The organism is Salinisphaera sp. SPP-AMP-43 (genome assembly GCF_049568105.1).
In the GTDB taxonomy this organism is placed as follows: domain Bacteria; phylum Pseudomonadota; class Gammaproteobacteria; order Nevskiales; family Salinisphaeraceae; genus Salinisphaera.
In genome coordinates, this window is sequence record NZ_CP145335.1 from 2001554 (window position 1) to 2019852 (window position 18299).

The 18299-nt window shown below is 58.9% G+C and carries 11 protein-coding genes; 5 read left to right on the forward strand and 6 right to left on the reverse strand.

From position 1 onward, the window contains the following. The first annotated feature begins 7 nt into the window (after positions 1-7). Together V5738_RS08535 and V5738_RS08540 are read left to right on the forward strand one after the other, a co-directional pair. Positions 8-1765 (forward strand): methyl-accepting chemotaxis protein, encoded by a 1758-nt coding sequence (locus V5738_RS08535; RefSeq protein WP_423823995.1) that lies wholly within the window; start codon positions 8-10, stop codon positions 1763-1765. Continuing rightward, complete coding sequence (locus V5738_RS08540) at positions 1762-3258, forward strand: chemotaxis protein CheW (protein ID WP_423823996.1); 1497 nt, start codon at positions 1762-1764, stop codon at positions 3256-3258. Before V5738_RS08535 ends, V5738_RS08540 begins: the two co-directional genes overlap by 4 nt. An 852-nt stretch (positions 3259-4110) precedes the next feature. On the opposite strand, the gene V5738_RS08545 is transcribed toward V5738_RS08540, so the two are convergent. Continuing rightward, the gene (locus V5738_RS08545) at positions 4111-6552 is read right to left on the reverse strand and encodes an EAL domain-containing protein (protein ID WP_423823997.1); all 2442 of its coding nucleotides are present in this window, start codon (positions 6550-6552) and stop codon (positions 4111-4113) included. Between the two features lie 375 nt (positions 6553-6927). On the opposite strand from V5738_RS08545, the gene V5738_RS08550 reads away from it, so the two are divergent. Both V5738_RS08550 and V5738_RS08555 read left to right on the forward strand, forming a co-directional pair. Then, positions 6928-8190 (forward strand): sensor histidine kinase, encoded by a 1263-nt coding sequence (locus V5738_RS08550; protein ID WP_423823998.1) that lies wholly within the window; start codon positions 6928-6930, stop codon positions 8188-8190. Positions 8191-8224: 34 nt separating this feature from the next. After that, a complete protein-coding gene (locus tag V5738_RS08555) occupies positions 8225-9202 on the forward strand; it encodes a response regulator (protein ID WP_423823999.1) in 978 nt (325 codons plus the stop codon). A 48-nt stretch (positions 9203-9250) separates the two neighbouring features. Here the strand turns inward: V5738_RS08555 and V5738_RS08560 are convergent, their stop codons facing one another. Beyond that, the gene (locus V5738_RS08560) at positions 9251-10648 is read right to left on the reverse strand and encodes a cytochrome P450 (protein WP_423824000.1); all 1398 of its coding nucleotides are present in this window, start codon (positions 10646-10648) and stop codon (positions 9251-9253) included. A 475-nt stretch (positions 10649-11123) separates the two neighbouring features. On the opposite strand from V5738_RS08560, the gene cqsA reads away from it, so the two are divergent. Then, positions 11124-12341, forward strand: a complete 1218-nt coding sequence (gene cqsA / locus V5738_RS08565) for an alpha-hydroxyketone-type quorum-sensing autoinducer synthase (protein ID WP_423824001.1) — start codon at positions 11124-11126, stop codon at positions 12339-12341. 778 nt (positions 12342-13119) lie between these two features. Here the strand turns inward: cqsA and acnA are convergent. The 4 genes from acnA to V5738_RS08585 all read right to left on the reverse strand — a co-directional run bounded on the left by acnA (position 13120) and on the right by V5738_RS08585 (position 18189). Next, positions 13120-15858 carry an aconitate hydratase AcnA gene (gene acnA / locus V5738_RS08570; protein ID WP_423824002.1) on the reverse strand — a complete coding sequence of 913 codons (2739 nt, stop codon included), beginning with the start codon at positions 15856-15858 and terminating at the stop codon, positions 13120-13122. A 140-nt stretch (positions 15859-15998) separates the two neighbouring features. Continuing rightward, the gene (locus V5738_RS08575; protein WP_423824003.1) at positions 15999-16595 is read right to left on the reverse strand and encodes a lysogenization protein HflD; all 597 of its coding nucleotides are present in this window, start codon (positions 16593-16595) and stop codon (positions 15999-16001) included. Further along, complete coding sequence (mnmA, locus tag V5738_RS08580; RefSeq protein WP_423824004.1) at positions 16592-17746, reverse strand: tRNA 2-thiouridine(34) synthase MnmA; 1155 nt, start codon at positions 17744-17746, stop codon at positions 16592-16594. The genes V5738_RS08575 and mnmA overlap by 4 nt, the downstream gene beginning before the upstream one ends. Then, positions 17743-18189 carry an NUDIX domain-containing protein gene (locus tag V5738_RS08585; RefSeq protein WP_423824005.1) on the reverse strand — a complete coding sequence of 149 codons (447 nt, stop codon included), beginning with the start codon at positions 18187-18189 and terminating at the stop codon, positions 17743-17745. The genes mnmA and V5738_RS08585 overlap by 4 nt, the downstream gene beginning before the upstream one ends. Between the last annotated feature and the right edge of the window lie 110 nt (positions 18190-18299).

Genomic DNA, 18299 nt, shown 5'->3' on the forward strand with positions numbered 1-18299 from the left:
AGTTTCCATGTCGGCAACCTCAGTCGAGCCCCTATTATCGAGCGCTAATGTGCTGGAGGCGCTCAATCGTTCTCAGGCGATGATCGAATTCGCCCCGGACGGCACCATAGTCGATGCCAACGCCAATTTTTTAAAGGTCATGGGCTATTCCCGAGACGACATCGTGGGCCAGCACCATCGCATGTTCTGTTCGCCCGACGACGTGGCCCAGCCGACCTACGAACGATTCTGGCAGCGCTTGGCCGATGGTCATTTCGACCAGGGCGAGTATCGCCGCCTGGACAAACAAGGCCGCTCGGTCTGGCTGCGTGCGACTTACAATCCGGTCATCGATGATTACGGTCGCGTGGAAAAGATCGTCAAGCTGGCCAGCGACGTAACCAAGGATCGAATCCGAAACGCCGAGTTCGAGGGCAAGCTCAAAGCCATCGATCGATCCCAGGCGATGATCGAATTCGATATCGATGGCCACATATTGAATGCCAATTCGCAGTTTCTCGATTGCGTAGGCTACAAGCTCGAAGAGATCGTTGGCCGCCACCATGCCATCTTCTGCGATGAAGACTATGCCCAGAGCGATGCCTATCGCGATTTCTGGGCGCGCCTACGGCGCGGCGAATTCGTGGCCGACGAATTTCAGCGCTACGGGCACGATGGACGCGAGATCTGGATCCAGGCCAGTTACAACCCGATTCTGGATACGCTCGGCCGGACCTATAAGGTCGTTAAGTTCGCGACCGACACCACGGAAAGCAAACGCCGTACGACCGAGTTTCAAGGCAAGGTCAATGCGATCGATCGCTCACAGGCCGTCATCGAATTCGATCTGCGCGGCACTATTCTTTCGGCCAACCGCAATTTTTGTGAAACCGTGGGGTACGTCGAAGACGAACTGCTGGGTCAGCACCATCGCATGCTTTGCGACCCGTCCTATGTCGCTAGCCGGGATTACCGCGAATTCTGGTCGGCCTTGTCGCGGGGCGAATTCTTTACCGGCCGGTTCCGTCGTATCGGGCGTTTTGGCGAATCGGTCTGGATTCAGGCCAGCTACAATCCTGTGTTTGATCTGAACGGGCAGCCCTACAAGGTGGTCAAGTATGCGACCGATATTACTGCCGAGGTCGAACGCGAAGAATATATCGCCCAGCAGGCCCAGGCTATGCAAGCTGCGATCAGCGAACTCAATACGGCGATCCGATCGATCGCCGATAATGCCCAGCTGACCCGGCAGCAGGCCCGCGACACGCAAAACGAAGCCAGCCGCGGGGTACAGGCGGTCGCCGACTCCAACGACTCGTTGCGCTCCATTCGCAAGTCTTCCGAGGATATCGAAGAGATCGTAGGGGTGATCGGCGAGATCGCGTCGCAAACGAATCTATTGGCCTTTAACGCTGCGATCGAGGCAGCCCGGGCCGGCGAACATGGTCTTGGCTTTTCCGTGGTGGCCGACGAGGTTCGCAAGCTGGCAGAGAAGTCGGCCGAGGCTACGCGTCAGATCAACCGGCTGATTTCAGAGTCTTTACGGCGGATCGACCAGGGGGTGGAGATATCGCAACAGGCCCGGAAAGCCTTCGAACAGATCACCGATGGCGTCAAGAGCACGACGTCTTCGGTCGAGGAGATTGCTTCGACCACGGAAAACCAGCTCAATGCGGCCCAGACCGTGGTCACCTTGATCGGCGCCTTGACCGATTCGGCGCATGAAAAGATGCCCTCAAAAACCAGTTCCGGATCACAAGAGGCGGCCCGCCCGGGTTTGCAATGAGCCAAATGCGTTTGGCTGTCTTTGCTCTCGGCGCCACCGAGATCGCATTAGAAGCCAGCGTGGTGCGCGAGGCGGTGGCAGGCCATGAGGAGCTGATCTCGCCGGCGCCACAGAGCCCAGCATGGTCGGTGGGCAGTATATGGGTACGTGGTGTCCCAATCCCGGTCATCGACCTGTCCGAATGGCTGGGGCTGCCGGTTTCGGAGCGCGGTAGCCCGGCGTACCAGGTCGTGATCGTACGCTTTGATGGACGTCTGGTCGGATTTATCGTCGACCGGGTCTGCGGTGTGCTGCCGATCGATGCCGCCGATCTGTATCCGGTACACGATGCGCGGGCGCACAGTGTGACACGCTGGATGGTCTCGCCCGAGCCTGAACGGGCCATTTATGTGCTCGATTTGGCTGCTATTCTGTCGCTTGAGGGCAATATACAGATCGAGTCGGCGGCGCCAAGCGAGGCTGCCGAGCCCCTACCCGACGAGGCAGGCTTTGAAAAAGGTGAGGACCGGCCTAGCCAGCGGCTCGTCGTGGTTCGAGCCTCGGGCTGTTGGTTGGGGCTGCCATTGGCTGCGGTGCGAGAGATCTGTGCGGCGCGGGATATCGAGTCCCCAGTGATTGTCGAATCTTCATATCTAGGGCATATCGCATGGCGCGGCCAGCGGCTGCCGTTACTCGATATCGGCTCTTTGATCGGTCGCGACCCGGCGGGGACGGCGGGCGAGCATTATCTGGTGATCGAGACGATGACCGGGCTTTTTGCGACCGCGGTCGAGCGAGTCATCGGGCTGATCGATTATGAGACGGGGCAGAAGCCCAACGAAATTCGGTTGAAACAGACCGAGTCGGCGATCATTGGAGCGCTCGAGGACGAGGATGGCAGCCAGATATTGCGACTTGATCCCGAGCGGCTGGCCGCCCACGGCACGGTGGTCGGCCTTGCGGTCGCAGGCATACAGGCGGGTACCCATAGAACAGCCGATCGAAGCTGGCAGCGGTTCGCCTTCATCGATTTCGAGGCCGGTGCGTCCTATACCGTGCCCATCGACACCCTGATCGCGGTACAACGTTACCCGGATCAGGTCACGGCGGCCGCGCGCCATGCGCCGTTTCTAGGCTATTGCGTACAGGACGGCCGCCACGTGGCATTGGTGGATCTGCGCCGTCTTCTTGGGCAGCAGAGCGTCCAAACGAAGCCCAGCGATCAACTACTCATCGTGGCCTGCGAAGAGCATTTCGTCGGGTTCGTTATCGATGGGGTACGCGAGATGCGCTATGTCGAAGCCCCGGCCGACAGCTATGTCGAACGCTGGCGCGGCGATCGTGCATCGAATGCAGAGCCGATCGATGAATGCAAGCAGCTGATTGCATTAGGAGAAGATGAAGAAATAAGATTCTTGTCGCTCCTGAGGCTGCCGCTGTTGGCCAAGAGGCTGCTCGAAACTGCCGGTCTTGTCGGGGCCTCAGCCCAGGTGGCCGCGCCACAATCCACATAGCAGATGGAGACTCGGCATGGGCCGTTGCCTGGCAAGTAAGGGGAGCGGCTAGCCTTCTAGATATGGCTTGATCGGTCATGGCGCACGCCGTCGAATGCAAGGGGCTTGTTTCGATCGATGTCGTTTGTCTGGGGCTAGATGAATCGAGCCATTCGCCGATCGACCGGCTTGGGTCGGAATCGCCAGCCTTGGCGTCGGTACGGCGTTGTCGGGGCCGTGGGAATTTGAACTGAAAGCGTTGCTGGGTACGAGATGAGGGGCGATTGAACGCCTTGATGCAGGACTCAATCGGAAGGGTATATGCGCTAACGATGGGCTTGGCGCACCAGCCCGGGCGCCCCCGGGGGCGGCGTATGCAAGGCATCGACGGCCGGGTAGCGTGCATGCCGCTGCGGCGCGAGCTAGCGATGCATCGAATCAGACTCGGCCCGATAGGGGCTCGGCTTGGCAGCGAAACCGGAAAACAGCAGTGCTTTCCAGATGCTCGCTAACGATGAACGCTTTCGGCAAACAATGACAGGAGTTGTTTTGTTCGAATGCAAATATGCGAGGCCATTGTTGATCGTACGACGGTAGCAAAATGCGTTCGTCCCAGGGCGTCTGTCGCCAGGCCCGTCCTGCTATCGTTGTTCAAGCCAATGAACGCGCATCACGCCACGGGACGGCCCAGCTGCAAAAGCCCAGCTGCAAAAGCAATGACAAGACTGGTCCAAGCAGGCCGAAGGATCCCGGCTGGGCGTCAGTTGCCATGGGTGGCGGAGATCGTAAAAGCCTGAGATCAGTTCCTATCCGGCGACAACGCCGAGCTAGCCCGTGCGTGAGAACGTGTGTCCAAAATAATAATGACGAGGACTAAGACGTTGGGTTGGATTCGACGATATCGGATTGATCGACCAGCTGCTCGAAGGGCATCGGTCGAGCGACGTAATAGCCTTGAACGTAGTTGATACCGACGCGTTCTAGTGCCTCGAGCTGCTCCTTGGTTTCGACGTGTTCGGCCACGGTCTGCAGCCCAACGGCCTGACTTACCTTGCTCAAGGCTTCGACGATCGAGTGTTCGATCGGATCCTCGGTGATATGGCGAATGAGTTTGCCATCGATTTTGACGAAATCGGATGGCAGGTGCTTGAGATAGCTAAAGGAACTGACGCCGCTACCGAAATCGTCCAAGGCGAAGCGACAGCCGATGCTGCGCAGGGTGCGCATCAGATCGGCAGCACGTTGCAGGTTGGTTACTGCCGCCGTTTCTGTGATTTCGAACACCAGGCGACTCGGGTCCACCCCCGACCGATCGATGCATTCGCGCACGAAACCGACGAATTGTTCATCGGTAATGGATTGACCGGAGATATTCAGACTGTAATAGCCGATCTGGGGGCAACGGTCGTCGTATTGCCGGATCAGTTCGAGCGCGTTGCCGATGACCCAGCGATCAATACGAGACGCCATGCTGTATCGCTCGGCAGTCAGCATCACATCCTGCGGCATCATCGGATTGTTTTCGTTTTTCATGCGCAGGAGTAACTCGACGCCGCCGCGCATGCCCTGGCTGTTCGCAGCCAACGGCTGTATCGGCTGGGCGTAAAGCATGAAGCCCTGCTCATCCAGCGATTCGTTGATCATCTGCATGCGCTCGATTTCATAGTCGCGCATGCGGGCTTCATCGCTGTCGCTCTGATACACCCGGACCTGATTGCGGCCGTGTTCCTTGGCCAGATAACACGCCGTATCGGCCCGGCGCAGTAGTTCGGCGGCACTTATCGAGCTGTCGCCAATCACGCTCAAGCCGAGACTGGCACCCAAGCGAAAGACCTTGTCCTCCCAACGGAAGCGAAATCCTTCCAGCCAGTGGCGCAAGCGTTCGGCTGCTGCTCTGGCGGTTTCGAGATCGGTATCTTCGAACACGATGCCGAACTCGTCGCCGCCCAGGCGTGCCAGCGTATCGGTCGGCCTGAGCTGGGTTGCCATCTGTGACGACAGCTGTCGCAGCATGGCATCGCCGGCGTGGTGGCCACAGCTGTCGTTGATCAGCTTGAACTGATCTAGATCGAGATAGCACAGCGTGTGGCGGCTATTACGCCGGCGCGAGGTTTCCAGCAAATTACGGAGCTGGCGCTCGAATGCGCGCCGGTTCAGCAGCCCGGTCAACGAATCGTGATTGGCTTGGTAGGTCAGCTCCCGCGATACCCGCTCGAGGCGTGTGACGTCGTGTAGCACGACCACGGCGCCAATGATCAGAGCGTCTTCGTTTCGAATGGCTGAAACGGTGACCGTCACCGAGCGATGATCTTTGCTCGATTGATTGAGCGTTTCATCGCCGACCAGCGACAATGCGTTCGCCCATTCGCGCGAAACCCCGGTTTTCAGACAGTCTTCGACCAAGCTGTCGACGAACTCGCGACGCTCGGTATCGTAAAGCCGGCAGACTTGTTCGAAGGCATGGCCCTGCACCTGCTTGAGCCGGCGCGACAACATGTGTTGCCCACGCGGGTTCACATAGTCGATGGTGCCGGTTGCGTCGGTAGTAATGACCCCATCGCCGATCGCAGCCAGGGTGACCTGAGCGCGTTCTTTTTCTCGATTGAGTTCGCGCTGCGTTTCGATAAGCCGGGTGCCATCCCGACAAATACCTTCGGTACCGGTGGTGCGGCCCATGGCATCGTCGATGCGCCGGGACGAAATCAAAAGCCAGGCGATGCTGCCGTTGCGTCGAAAAACCCGGGTCGGATAACGCACCGTACTTGCGCTATGGGCCAGTACGGGCAAGTCGTTATCCGGGTCGGCCAGCAGATTGGCCAGCGGATAGCCGATGAGTTCATCGGCGCTATAACCCAGCATGTCGGACACCGAATCCGAAATCCAGGTCAGCCGTCCTTCGCGGTCCGCGTGATAGAGCACATCGGTGACATTACGCAGCAGGCGCTGCACGCGCTGGTGTCGAATCAGGAGTTTTTCACGGTAATCGTGAATTCGCCCGACCAATGTGCAAACCGCGTTGGACAACTCGGGCGCGTTGGTGGCCAAGGCCTTGGGCGGAACCGGCGCATCGTCCGCGGTCACATCGATATGCTCGACCCAGGAGGCGATCGCATTGGCATGCTGGCGAACGACGCTACGCCGGTTCAGGCGCCATACGATGAATGCGGCCACAAGAGACAGCACGAGCCCGGTGAATGCACCAACCCATGGCAATACGCTGTGTGCGCCCTCGGCAAATAGCAGATAGGCATTGCCAACCTGCGATACGACTAGCAAGGCCAGGGTAAAGTTAATCAGACATCTCGTTAGCTGCATAAAACCGCCTGGGGCGGGGCATATCGCGGTGTACGGAATACACTGCAAACAGCCTGATTCGTGGTAAGAAAAGAATCTACCGTACCCGGCATTTTAAGCAAACAGCAATTCCCCTCTCTATCAGTATACTGATGTGAACAGCCATCGTGCAGCCACGATGCCGCTGTGAAACTTACGCTATTGTGGGCGAACATGTCGGAGTCATCGAGCGGTCAAGGCGAAGCGGAAACCGGGTTGTCTAATTCATCGGTACGACATTCGCGTAAGCCTCGGATGCGGCAACACCTCGCTCGCCGCTGGCGAGGGCTGACCCGAGGGGCGTGGCTACGGTTTCTGTTGTCGTTGCAGCAGAGTACGACCTATGCCCGAGCGAACATGGTCTACTTCGCTGCGCTCGAGATCTTGGGGCAGCCGCTCTACTATTACATATGGAGCGACGTCTACCCCCAGTCTTACGAAAGCGTATGGCTGCGTTCGATCTGCGTGCTCATCTCTCTGCCGATGCTGTTCGAGCCGCATTTATCGCGGATGCGCCACGTCGACAAATGGCTGGCGATTTACTGGCTTTTCAGTCTGTTGTTCGAGCTGCCGTTTTTCTTTTTCTACATGACGTTGATGAACGACGTCTCAGCCGTATGGGCCTTGTCCAGCCTGGCGGCATTGATGATTTTGGTAATTCTGGTTTTCGACTGGCTCATGACCATTCTACTCACGTTCATCGGGGCTTCTATGGCCTGGATGGCGTTTTTGGTGATGGATGGCAATCTACATACCTCGCAAGAAATACCGCTGCCGATCCTGTTCGCGATCTATCTGTTCGGCATCATCGTCGGCAGCGCAGTGAACTACAAATCCGAACTGATTGCGCGAGAAAAGCTGGCAGCGATCACGGACGCTATGGCTACGGTAGCCCATGAGCTCCGTACGCCGCTTTTGGGAATTCGCAGTGGAGCGCGCGGGCTGAGTGCCTATCTTCCAGATATCATGGAAGGCTACGAGATGGCGCGAAGCCAGGGGTTGCCCGTGCGGCCGGTGCGGCGAGCCCATTTTGAGCAAATGCGTTCGGTCCTCGACCGTATCCATACCGAAAGTGAATATACCGGTGTAGTACTCGACATGTTATTGGTCAACGCCAACCGGGCCTCGATCGACCGGAGCGTTTTCGAGCCGGTACGAATGTCGGAATGCGTAGAAACTGCGTTAGCCCGTTACCCTTTTCATTCGAGCCGAGAGCGACAGCGGATCAGTTGGCAGAACAATCACGACTTTCGTTTTTTTGGGTCGCAGCTATTAATGGTGCATGTGTTTTTCAATCTTCTTAAGAACGCGATTTACCATATCGCGAAAACAGAAGACGACGACGGCGCGGTCTTTATCTGGACGAGTACCGATCCGGACTCGGGTATCAATGAACTTCACTTCAAGGATACCGGACCGGGTATCGCGCCGGAGGTTCTGCCCCGTATTTTCGAACGTTTTTACTCAGGAATGCCTCGTGGGCAGGGTACCGGGATCGGGCTGGCCTTCGTGAAACTCGTGATCGATAGCTTTGGTGGCTATATTCGCTGCGACTCCGTGCTCGGCGAATATACGGAATTCACGCTCAGTTTTTTGGAACCCGATAACAATGACGATTGAAGTCGCCCCGTATTTCCATCCGACTCAGGTCGTCTTGATCGACGACGACATTGATTTTCTAGGGAATCTCAGCCTCCAGCTCGACGCCGACTTGGCCTATCTGCTGTTCGATTCTACGCGAAAAGCACTGGATTACCTCGAACAGCGCCAAAGTAACGGCGTGGCGCGCAATCGCTTTTTCTGCGAGCCGCCTGGATGCGAGGGGGCCGGCGCCGCAAAGTCGCTTGAGATCAATATGGATGCGCTATCGCGCGAAATCCACTCTTCCGATCGGTTTGCGCAGATCTCGGTCGCGCTTGTCGACTATGCGATGCCCCAGATGAATGGGTTGGATTTCTGTAAAAATATTACTGACCCGCATGTCAAAAAAGTGTTATTCACCGGTGTGGCTACCGAAGCAGTCGCGGTCGAAGCTTTCAACGAAGGTATTATCGATCAGTACATTCGGAAACATGAGCATGCAGTGTATGAGCGCCTGAACAAAACCATTCGGCAGTTCCAACACGATTACATCCGAAACTTGTTCGTCTCGGCCAAGGATGTGCTGCCGTTGAACGTGCCAGAGCTGCTCGGCGAGCCAGCGGTCAAAGAGCTCATCGATGGACTGGGTAAAAGCCATGGATTGACGGAATATTACTATGCCGAACGGCCGAATGGTTTTTTCTTCGTCAATGCTTCGGGCGAGATCAAGCGGCTGGTGATCCAGACGCCTGAGGAAGCACGACAGACCGCCGATACATGTCGTGCCCTGGGCATGCCGAGCACGGCATGTGAGCGTATCGCCCGTTGCGAAATGATGGTCGATCCGTTGGTGGTCGCGGATGCGAACGCTTGGCCTTCGAGCGAGAATTGGAACGATTACCTAGTGTCTGCGCGACCCTTGACCGGTGCCAGAACGACACGCCATTGGGCCGTGTTCGACATGCAAACGGAGACCGGCCCGGCACGCGTCAATCCAAGCTATAACGAGTTCCTGGAGTGGTTGGACACCGTGGGCTATTCGATGATGTAGGCCGCTCAGCGCCAGGCCGGCGCAGGCGGCGTTCGGGCAAGGTAGGGCTCAGCGCAGCCGATGTAGCCGCAGCGGTAGCGTATGCGGTGCCATCGTAAAGGAAAAGGACTCTTCGATGCCTTGAGCGTCGTCTGCGAACTCGAATGTGAAGTTCCGCGCCAGCATAGATAACACCATTCGAATTTCCAGTATCGCCAGATGCCGGCCAGGGCAGACCCGAGGCCCGGCGCCGAACTGCATGAACGCTCGCCCATTGTGTGTACGCATGCGGTGATGGCGCTCGGCAGTCCAACGGTAGGGGTCGAAATCATCGGCGTCGCCGAAGTGGTTTTCGTCCTTCATCGAGGCGCGTAACGCAAGGAAGACAGGCGTTCCGGCCGGCAGGTGGGTATCGCCCAACGTCACATCCTCGTTGGCTTCCAAAAACACCAGGGGCACCGTCGGTTTGAAACGCATCGCTTCGAAAGCCGTGCTTTCGAAAAGTGATAAGCCTTCGGTGGTCTTATAGTCCGGAGCAATGTTCGCCTCGCCCAGCGTGTGGGCTGCCGCGTTTTGCATATGTTGGCGTAGTTCCGGCCGTTCGGCCATGCAATACATCGCCCAGGCCAGTGTATGGGCGGTCGTGTCTTCCCCGGCAATGAGAAGCGTCACCACATTGGCATAGACGATATCGTCGCTGATTCCCGAGCCCGGTTCCTCGGCTGCCATCAGCATGGCCTGCAACAGATTGGTAGGCGGGCCGTCAGGGCGAGCGACTAGCTCGTCTTTGGCCTCGTCGATCATGCGATGGACGAATTCCTCCACGGCTGCGATCGAGCGTTCGAGCTGACGGTCTTGCGGCAGCTTGATATAGCGCCAATAGGCGAACGGCAGGTTTGCGCGGAGCGTGACCATCGGAAAAATCACGCTCAGATGTTTTTGTATCGGATCGCCGGTCTGTTCGAGGGTATTGATGTCCTGGCCGAACGACAGCGTCGAAATAACATCCACGGTGAATCGGGTCAGATCCTGGACCACATCGGTCGTCTGTCCATTCCGGGCGACCTCATCCCAGCGCCGAAACAAGCGCTCGGTAATCGTGTGAAGTGTCGGAAAGAAAGGGGGTAAGCCTTTTCGGGCCAGGGCACGGGTGACCATCTCACGCTGCGGCCACCAGCGCTGGCCTTCGGCCGAAAACACCCCGTTGAATCCCATTTCGTCGATGACCGCCGTCATGCTGCTGAGCTTGCGGAAGGATTCCGGCCGCTCGCGCAGGGCGTGCTGGGCTAAATGAGGATCCGACGTGACGAATACACGTCGCGAGCCCAGCTCGAAGGTAAATTCCGAGCCCAGCTGGGCCTCCCAAGTTTCGATTATCCGGTGCAGCCGCTGCACGCTGAGCTGATGGATATTGCCTAAAAAAGGCAGGCCGCCAGGCGAGGGTAGATCCCGAAGCGATTTTGTCATCTTCGTTTCAAGCTTGAATCATTTTGGATTGCCGAAGGAGCGATATCTCGCGCTTCGCGTGACCGGTCCTAGCGCCCGTTGGAGGTGTTTCGATATCGGTTATCGCCTGTTTTGTCCTTTCGGACAGCTTAACACCCTTGTCTGACGACGCCACCGGGCCGACGTGTCGCCGTATAGCTATACGCCGTTATCCCAAAAGCCGCGCCCGGCCGACCAGTCTGGGCACTAACCACTATTTGTAGGCACTCAAAAACACTTAATACACGTTACCGGTGTCGCCGCTAATAAAACTATAAATTTTCAAAATTTGAAAAGACTGCTGATTTTATAAAAAATTGTATTCGCGACATGGCTCGGATACCTGTCATGTCTTTTGCAAGATTGTTTGAGAGACTTTTCGTCTCGTCGCTATTTTATCAAAATAGGTAGAAAAATGAGCTATTTAGAGTCTAGTGCCCAGAAAAATTCAGATTCGATGAACGCTGTCGAGCCGCGTCTTCTGAGTGCGCGGGTCGATGATTACTACGAAAAACGAGGCGAAACCTGGCAGGAGGGGAGTCATATCATGCGCGGCAGCAAGCCCGGACCGGGGGCGGTTATGATGGTCAGCAATGACTACCTCAACCTGGCCAATCATCCGCTGATCCGCCAAGCTCAGATCGATACCCTGAGCGCATCGGATAATACGATGGTGATGTCGGCGGTCTATCTGCATGGTGATAGCCCGCAGGATGACTTCGAGCAGCGCATGGCGGATTGGATGGCGATGGAGTCCTCGCTGATCTGCCAGTCGGGGTATGCCGCCAACGTGGGCTTGATCCAGGCTATCGCTACTGAAGACACCCCGGTCTATATCGACATGATGGCGCATGCCTCGCTTTGGCAGGGAATACAGGCGGCAGGCCTGGCGGCCAAGCCGTTCCGGCATAACAGCGCCTCGCATCTGGCATCGCTGATCAAGCGGAATGGCCCCGGTATTGTCGTGATCGACTCGGTGTACAGCACGAACGGTAGTGTGGCCCCAGTGGCTGAGATCGTCGACATAGCAGACAAGGCCGGCTGCGTGATGATCGTCGACGAATCCCATTCTCTGGGGACCCACGGTTGGCAGGGCAGCGGCATCGTGGCCGGCCTGGGCCTGCAGAACAAAGTGCATTTCGTGACCGCCAGCTTGGCCAAGGCCTTTGCCGGGCGTGCCGGCCTGATTGCCTGCAGCCATCGCCTGCGCGAGTTCATCAAGTATCACTCGTTCCCTGCCATCTTCAGTTCGGCTTTGTTGCCGCCGGATATTGCTGCGTTGGATCAGACGCTCGAGCTGATCAAGCAGGCGGACGCGCAGCGTCGCCGGCTATTCGAGAATACCGAGTATCTGAGGCAGAACCTCGACAAGCTGGGCTACAACGTCAGCATAAGTCAGGCCCAGATCATCGCCCTCGAGGCCGGCCCTGAAGATCGCACTATCGTGCTGCGCGACGCCCTGGAAGCACACGGGGTATTCGGCTCGGTATTTTGTGCACCGGCTACGGCCGCGAATCGTTCACTGATTCGTTTGTCGCTGAATTCGTCGCTGACCCGTCAGGAGCTCGATCATGTCATCAAGGTTTGCCGAGACATCCGCGACGAAGTCGACCTGGCGAACTGGCCGTCCACGCGTCGCGCCCAGCGCGGTGTTGCTGAAAAAGTGGCGGCCTGAGCCGTCTTCGACGATGGGTTTTAAGGGGTATGGCGGTTTTGCCGATCGCCCGGAGTTGGTTGTTGGAATTGTCCAAAGGATTTGACGCATGTCATGCGTCGTGCTCGGCGGGGGTGAGCTTTTATGAATTGACCAGGGATATGCCAGCCCAGTCGGGGCTGTGGGGTTTGAGTTGTCGGCCCGGTTGGGCCGTCGCTCGACTCGGCCTTGCTCTTGCGGCCGATGTCTGCCTCCGCTGTTTGCCTAGCGGAGGCAGGCCTTTATAGCCAAGCGGTATAGCTTGGCATAGCAAATGATGGATCTCGACGGATACGCCTAGCGCGCCCAGGCCGTTGGTGACGGATTTTTTTTATAGCCTGTTGGGCGCATTCATGTTCAGCGCCGTCGATCGCATGGCCGCCTGCGGTTCGCAGTGTCGACCATCGCCAGTGTTGACCGGGCGGGATAGCGCTAAGCTGCCGAGGCTCGGCTGTGTGAACGGTATCGCGGGTGTGTCGACCACAGGTATTCGGTGCCAGCGATGTATGCGATATCAAGGCTCGTATCGCAACCGCGTGTTCTCGCGCTGAGTGGCGATGGCGCCAGTCGCATCGCAACGGTCCAAGGTGAGTCTTGGGCGACGGAAAGAGCGCGCGTGCGCTTTTGTTTCGAAGGCAGGCAGGCCCATCTAGGGCGCCGAGGCCGCGCTCGCCTGGGCATGGTCGGAGCCTTCGATCGGATACAAAAAAGCCCCGCCGGAGCGGGGCTTTTTCAGCTTTAGCAAGCAGGCTGGGCTGCTTTAGGCTGCCTTGGCCAACTGGCGCAGAACGTACTGCAGGATGCCACCGTTCTGATAGTAGTCCCATTCCTTGGGCGTATCGATGCGCACCTTGGCTTCGAATTCGATGGTCTGGCCATCTTCCTTCGTTGCCTTGACGGTCACGCTCGTTGCACCGGCTGCCAAGCCTTCGATATCGAAGGTTTCACTGCCGTCCAAGCCCAGCGATTCGTGGGAGTCGCCTTCTTTGAATTGCAGCGGCAGCACACCCATGCCAACCAGGTTCGAGCGATGGATGCGCTCGAACGATTCGGCAATCACGGCCCGGACGCCGAGCAACAGAGTGCCCTTGGCTGCCCAGTCGCGCGACGAGCCGGTGCCGTATTCCTTGCCGGCAAGGATCACCAGCGGCGTGCCTTCATCCTTGTATTCCATTGCCGCGTCGTAGATGAACATCTCACGATCCGAAGGCTGATGCCGGGTCCAGCCGCCTTCGGTACCCGGGGCGAGTTGGTTGCGCAGGCGCACATTGGCAAAGGTGCCGCGCATCATGACTTCGTGGTTGCCGCGGCGCGAACCGTAGCTGTTGAAGTCCGCCGGTTTGACCCCCTGCTCCTGGAGATACTGGCCCGCGGGCGAGTCCTGGGTGATCGCACCGGCTGGGGAGATGTGGTCGGTCGTGATCGAATCGCCCAGCTTGGCTAGGCAGCGCGCGCCCTGGATCTCGGAGATCTCGCCGACGTCGACGCTCATGCCTTCGAAGTAGGGCGGATTCTGGACGTAGGTCGAATCTTCATCCCATTCGTAGATCTCGCCTTCCGGCACGTCCAGGTTCTGCCAGCGCGTATCGCCGGCGAACACGTCGCCGTAGGAATCCTTGAACATCTCGGAGTTCAGCGACGACCCGATGGTGTCGTAGATTTCCTTCTGCGACGGCCAGATGTCGGAGAGATAGACATCGTTGCCGTCGCTGTCCTGGCCGATCGGCTCGCTGGTCAGGTTGGTGTTGACCGTGCCGGCCAGCGCATAGGCCACCACCAGCGGCGGGCTGGCTAGGAAGTTCATGCGCACATCGCCGTGCACACGGCCTTCGAAGTTACGGTTACCGGACAGCACCGAGGCTACGTTCAAGTCGTGTCCGCGCACGGCTTCGCCGATCGGGTCCGGCAGCGGGCCGGAGTTGCCGATGCAGGTAGTGCAGCCATAGCCGACCAGCTGGAAACCGAGCTGATCAAGATCGTCGTCCAGGCCGGCCTTTTCCAGGTATTCGGTCACGACCTTGGAGCCGGGTGCCAGCGACGTCTTGACCCAGGGTTTGACCTGCAGGCCCTTGTTGATCGCATTGCGGGCCAGTAGACCCGCGCCGATCATTACGGCTGGATTGGAGGTATTGGTGCAGGAGGTGATCGCCGCGATTACGACTGAGCCGTCGTGCAGATCGAACTCGGCGTCTTTATAGCTGACCGGCGCATGCGTGGGGCCACCGACGGAGTCCGAGGTAAGCCCGCCTTCGCTTTGCTGCTTGGCCTCGGCCAGGCTCTTGCCTTGCTTTTCGGCCCGCGCTTCGATGAACGGCTGAACCTCGCGCTCGTAGGTTGCCTGCATGTCCGATAGCAACACGCGATCCTGCGGGCGCTTCGGCCCGGCCAGCGACGGCTGTACGGTCGACAGATCCAGTTCCAGCGTATCGGTGTAGTCGGCATCCGCCTGGCCCGGCTCGCGCCACAGACCCTGTGCCTTGGCATATTCACGGGTCAGTTCCAGCTGCTCGGCGTCGCGGCCGGTCAGCTCCATGTAGCGGATAGTTTCTTCATCGACCGGGAAGATGCCGCAGGTCGCGCCGTACTCGGGCGCCATGTTGGCGATCGTGGCGCGATCGGCCAAGGCCAGATCGGCCAGGCCATCGCCATAGAATTCCACGAATTTGCCGACCACGCCCTTGGCACGCAGCATCTCGGTGACCGTGAGCACTAGGTCGGTGGCGGTGGTGCCTTCGGCCAGCTTGCCGGTCAGCTTGAAGCCCACCACCTGTGGGATGAGCATGGTAATCGGCTGGCCGAGCATGGCCGCTTCGGCTTCAATGCCGCCCACGCCCCAGCCGAGCACGCCCACGCCGTTGATCATGGTGGTGTGGGAGTCGGTGCCGACCAGCGTATCGGGATAGGCCAGACCGGTGTCTTCGTTGCCGAACACCACGCGGGCCAAGTATTCGAGGTTGACCTGGTGAACGATGCCGGTATCCGGCGGCACGACCTTGAAGTTGTCGAACGCTCCCTGCCCCCAGCGCAAGAACGCATAGCGTTCTTTGTTGCGGTTGAATTCGAGCTTGGCGTTTAAGTCGAAGGCTTTGTCCGAGCCGTATTCGTCGACCATCACCGAGTGGTCGATGACCAGTTCGGCCGGCGACTGCGGGTTGATCTTGTTCGGGCTGCCGCCGAGGCTCTTCATGGCATCGCGCATGGCGGCCAGGTCGACGACCGCGGGCACGCCGGTGAAGTCCTGTAGGACTACCCGCGCCGGCGTGAAGGCGATCTCGGTATCTGGCTCGGCCGCGGCCTCCCAGTTGGCCATCGCTTTGATGTCGTCGGCGGTGACATTGGCGCCGTCTTCATGACGCAGCAGATTCTCGAGCAGGATCTTTTGCGCATAGGGCAGTTTTGCCACGCCCGGAAACTGTTCCTCGAGCTTTTTCAGACTGAAATAGTCGAAACTGCGCTCACCAACAGTGAGCTGCGAACGTGTACCAAAACTATCGGTCATGGACCTCGTCTCCTGGCCTTGTGGGTCTTGTGTGGCGTAGTGCTCGCCACAGCGTTAAACCATGAAAGTATAGCGTGTTCCAGCCTTAGGCTGCATGAGGCTGATGTATGCAAAAAGGCGGATTGCGGATTACGCGCTGCTCAGCTGACTGCAGCGAGCAGCGCCTTGCGGCGGAAGAACAGCGACATGAAGCCGCCGCCACACTGGCGCCACATCACGCCGCAGCGAATCGCTGCCAGCAGCTGAGTGCGGATACGGCGCTGAATGAGCTCATTTTTGAGATAGGTCGGTTCGCCCTGGAGCATGATCTGCGGCTTCATCGGGCTGATGGTCTCGCGATAGGCTGCATTGAAGATATCCGCGGCATCGTCTGGGTCGGCCAGCCGGGCGCGATCGATCGCGCCGCGCAGCCGGCCGAGCGCCTGCTCGTCGCCCAGCAGCTTGCCCGACAGCTTGAGAACCTGGCCGATATAGCGTGCGACCGCCGCGCCTTTCGCATCGGGGCGCTGGCCGGACAGCTGTACCCGCACATAGCGCAAACCATCGACGATGGCGGCCTCGCTACCATAAACATCCATGGCGGAGTCCGGGTCGGTACAGAAGATCGCGTGCGTGGCGCGCTCAAAGCGAACCGGCAGGTCGCGACCATCGGTGGCCAGCTCGTGTGCATACAGCGTGAATTGTGCCACCCCAGCGAGCGCTAGAGCCTGGTTATAGGTCGAAGACGTATCGGTCATGCGGAAACTGAGGTCGAAAAATCGGCCGGGACGGCATCGTGGCCACCGGAGGTCTGGATTTCAGCGCTGCCCAGGCAGTGGTCGTCATCGTAAAACACAACATACTGGCCCGGGGCGATCGCGCGCGGTGGTTGATCGAAACACACATGCACGCTGTCGTCGTGCGGGATTACTGTGCAGGGCAGTGCCGCCTGACGATAACGGACCTGGGCCGTGCAGCGTAGCGCCGTGGTGGGGGCTTCGGTCAGCCAATGGGGCTGTCTGGCGATCAGCTCGGTCTGTTCGAGCGCCGGGTGATGGGCGTCCTGGCTCACCCAGAGCGTATCGGAGCCGAGATCCTTGTCGACGACATACCAAGGTCCTTGTTCGGCCCCGGCCACGCCGCCGAGCCCAAGGCCACGTCGCTGGCCGATGGTGTAATAGACCAGCCCCGAGTGCTCGGCAATCGCCTGCTGATCCAAGGGCCCGCCGGAAACCCGTACGGGCCCGGCTCGTCCTGAAAGATATTGCCGCAGAAAGCCTTCGAAGTCGCGCTCGCCGATGAAGCACACGCCAGTGCTGTCTGGCTTGTCATGGACCGGCAGAGCCGCGCGCTTGGCCTTCGCTCGTACGTCAGTCTTGGCCATTGCGCCTAGCGGAAACAGGGTGCGCTCGAGAGCGGCCCGAGGTACGGCGGAGAGAAAATACGATTGATCCTTGTTCGGATCGACCCCGCGCAGCAGTCGCGTATAACCGTCGGCATGGTCGAGGCGGGCATAGTGGCCGGTTGCGATCAGATCGGCGCCCAGGCGATCGGCGTGATGCATGAAAGCATCGAACTTGATCTCGCGGTTGCACAATATGTCTGGATTCGGCGTGCGGCCGGCCGCGTAGCTATCCAGAAAATAGCGAAACACCCGGGCCTTGTATTCGCGCGAGAAATCGGCGCGATGCAGCGGGATATCCAGAGCCTCGCAGACCGTGGCGGCATCGTCGAAGTCGTCTGCGGCCTGGCAGCGGCCAGCCTCGTCCTCGCTCCAGTTGAACATGAACAAGGCTTCGACCTGATAGCCCGCCTCGACCAGTTCGAGAGCCGCCACGGAGGAGTCTACACCGCCGGACACGCCGACGATCACGCGGGTGTCGGCCGGATTGCGTTCCACCGCTCTCATCGTGCCTGCCCCATATGTCGAACGCGCTCGAGGGGCATGCTGTCGAAACGCTCGTAATCGTCAATCGACTGTAGCACCAGCGCGCTGCGCAGATCCGAGCGCAGGGCGAGGTCGTCGCGACTGAGCCAGTGGGTGGTGAGTATGCCTTCGTCGAGCGGCTGGTCCGGCGCGTGATCGTCCACATCGCCAGCCAGGGCGACTCGCAGCGTCGTACGACCATCGTCGTGCGGCCAGTAATACATTCCAATAAAGCCTGTGGGGTTGAAACGCCAGGCGCTTTCCTCGCGGGTTTCGCGAACGGCCGCGTCGAGAATGGTTTCGCCAGGCTCGACATGGCCGGCGGGCTGGTTGATGACGCGTCGACCGTGAGCGATCTCCTCGATGACGAGATAACGCGAATCGCGTTTGATGATTGCTGCAACGGTCAATTCGGCATGGACCATGATGACGGCCTCCGCCGGCAAGAATCGAAGCACATAATTCTAGCAAAGCCGATTTTCGCGTGGCCAAGCAGGCTGGCCCCGGGTATCATGCAGTCATTCGTTTCCAAGGC

Coding starts and splice junctions, on each gene's coding strand:
- acnA (WP_423824002.1), bottom strand. CDS start 15,858: ATGACCGATAGTTTTGGTACACGTTCGCAGCTCACTGTTGGTGAGCGC.
- V5738_RS08575 (WP_423824003.1), bottom strand. CDS start 16,595: ATGACCGATACGTCTTCGACCTATAACCAGGCTCTAGCGCTCGCTGGG.
- cqsA (WP_423824001.1), top strand. CDS start 11,124: ATGAACGCTGTCGAGCCGCGTCTTCTGAGTGCGCGGGTCGATGATTAC.
- V5738_RS08585 (WP_423824005.1), bottom strand. CDS start 18,189: ATGGTCCATGCCGAATTGACCGTTGCAGCAATCATCAAACGCGATTCG.
- V5738_RS08535 (WP_423823995.1), top strand. CDS start 8: ATGTCGGCAACCTCAGTCGAGCCCCTATTATCGAGCGCTAATGTGCTG.
- mnmA (WP_423824004.1), bottom strand. CDS start 17,746: ATGAGAGCGGTGGAACGCAATCCGGCCGACACCCGCGTGATCGTCGGC.
- V5738_RS08545 (WP_423823997.1), bottom strand. CDS start 6,552: ATGCAGCTAACGAGATGTCTGATTAACTTTACCCTGGCCTTGCTAGTC.
- V5738_RS08560 (WP_423824000.1), bottom strand. CDS start 10,648: ATGACAAAATCGCTTCGGGATCTACCCTCGCCTGGCGGCCTGCCTTTT.
- V5738_RS08540 (WP_423823996.1), top strand. CDS start 1,762: ATGAGCCAAATGCGTTTGGCTGTCTTTGCTCTCGGCGCCACCGAGATC.
- V5738_RS08550 (WP_423823998.1), top strand. CDS start 6,928: ATGGTCTACTTCGCTGCGCTCGAGATCTTGGGGCAGCCGCTCTACTAT.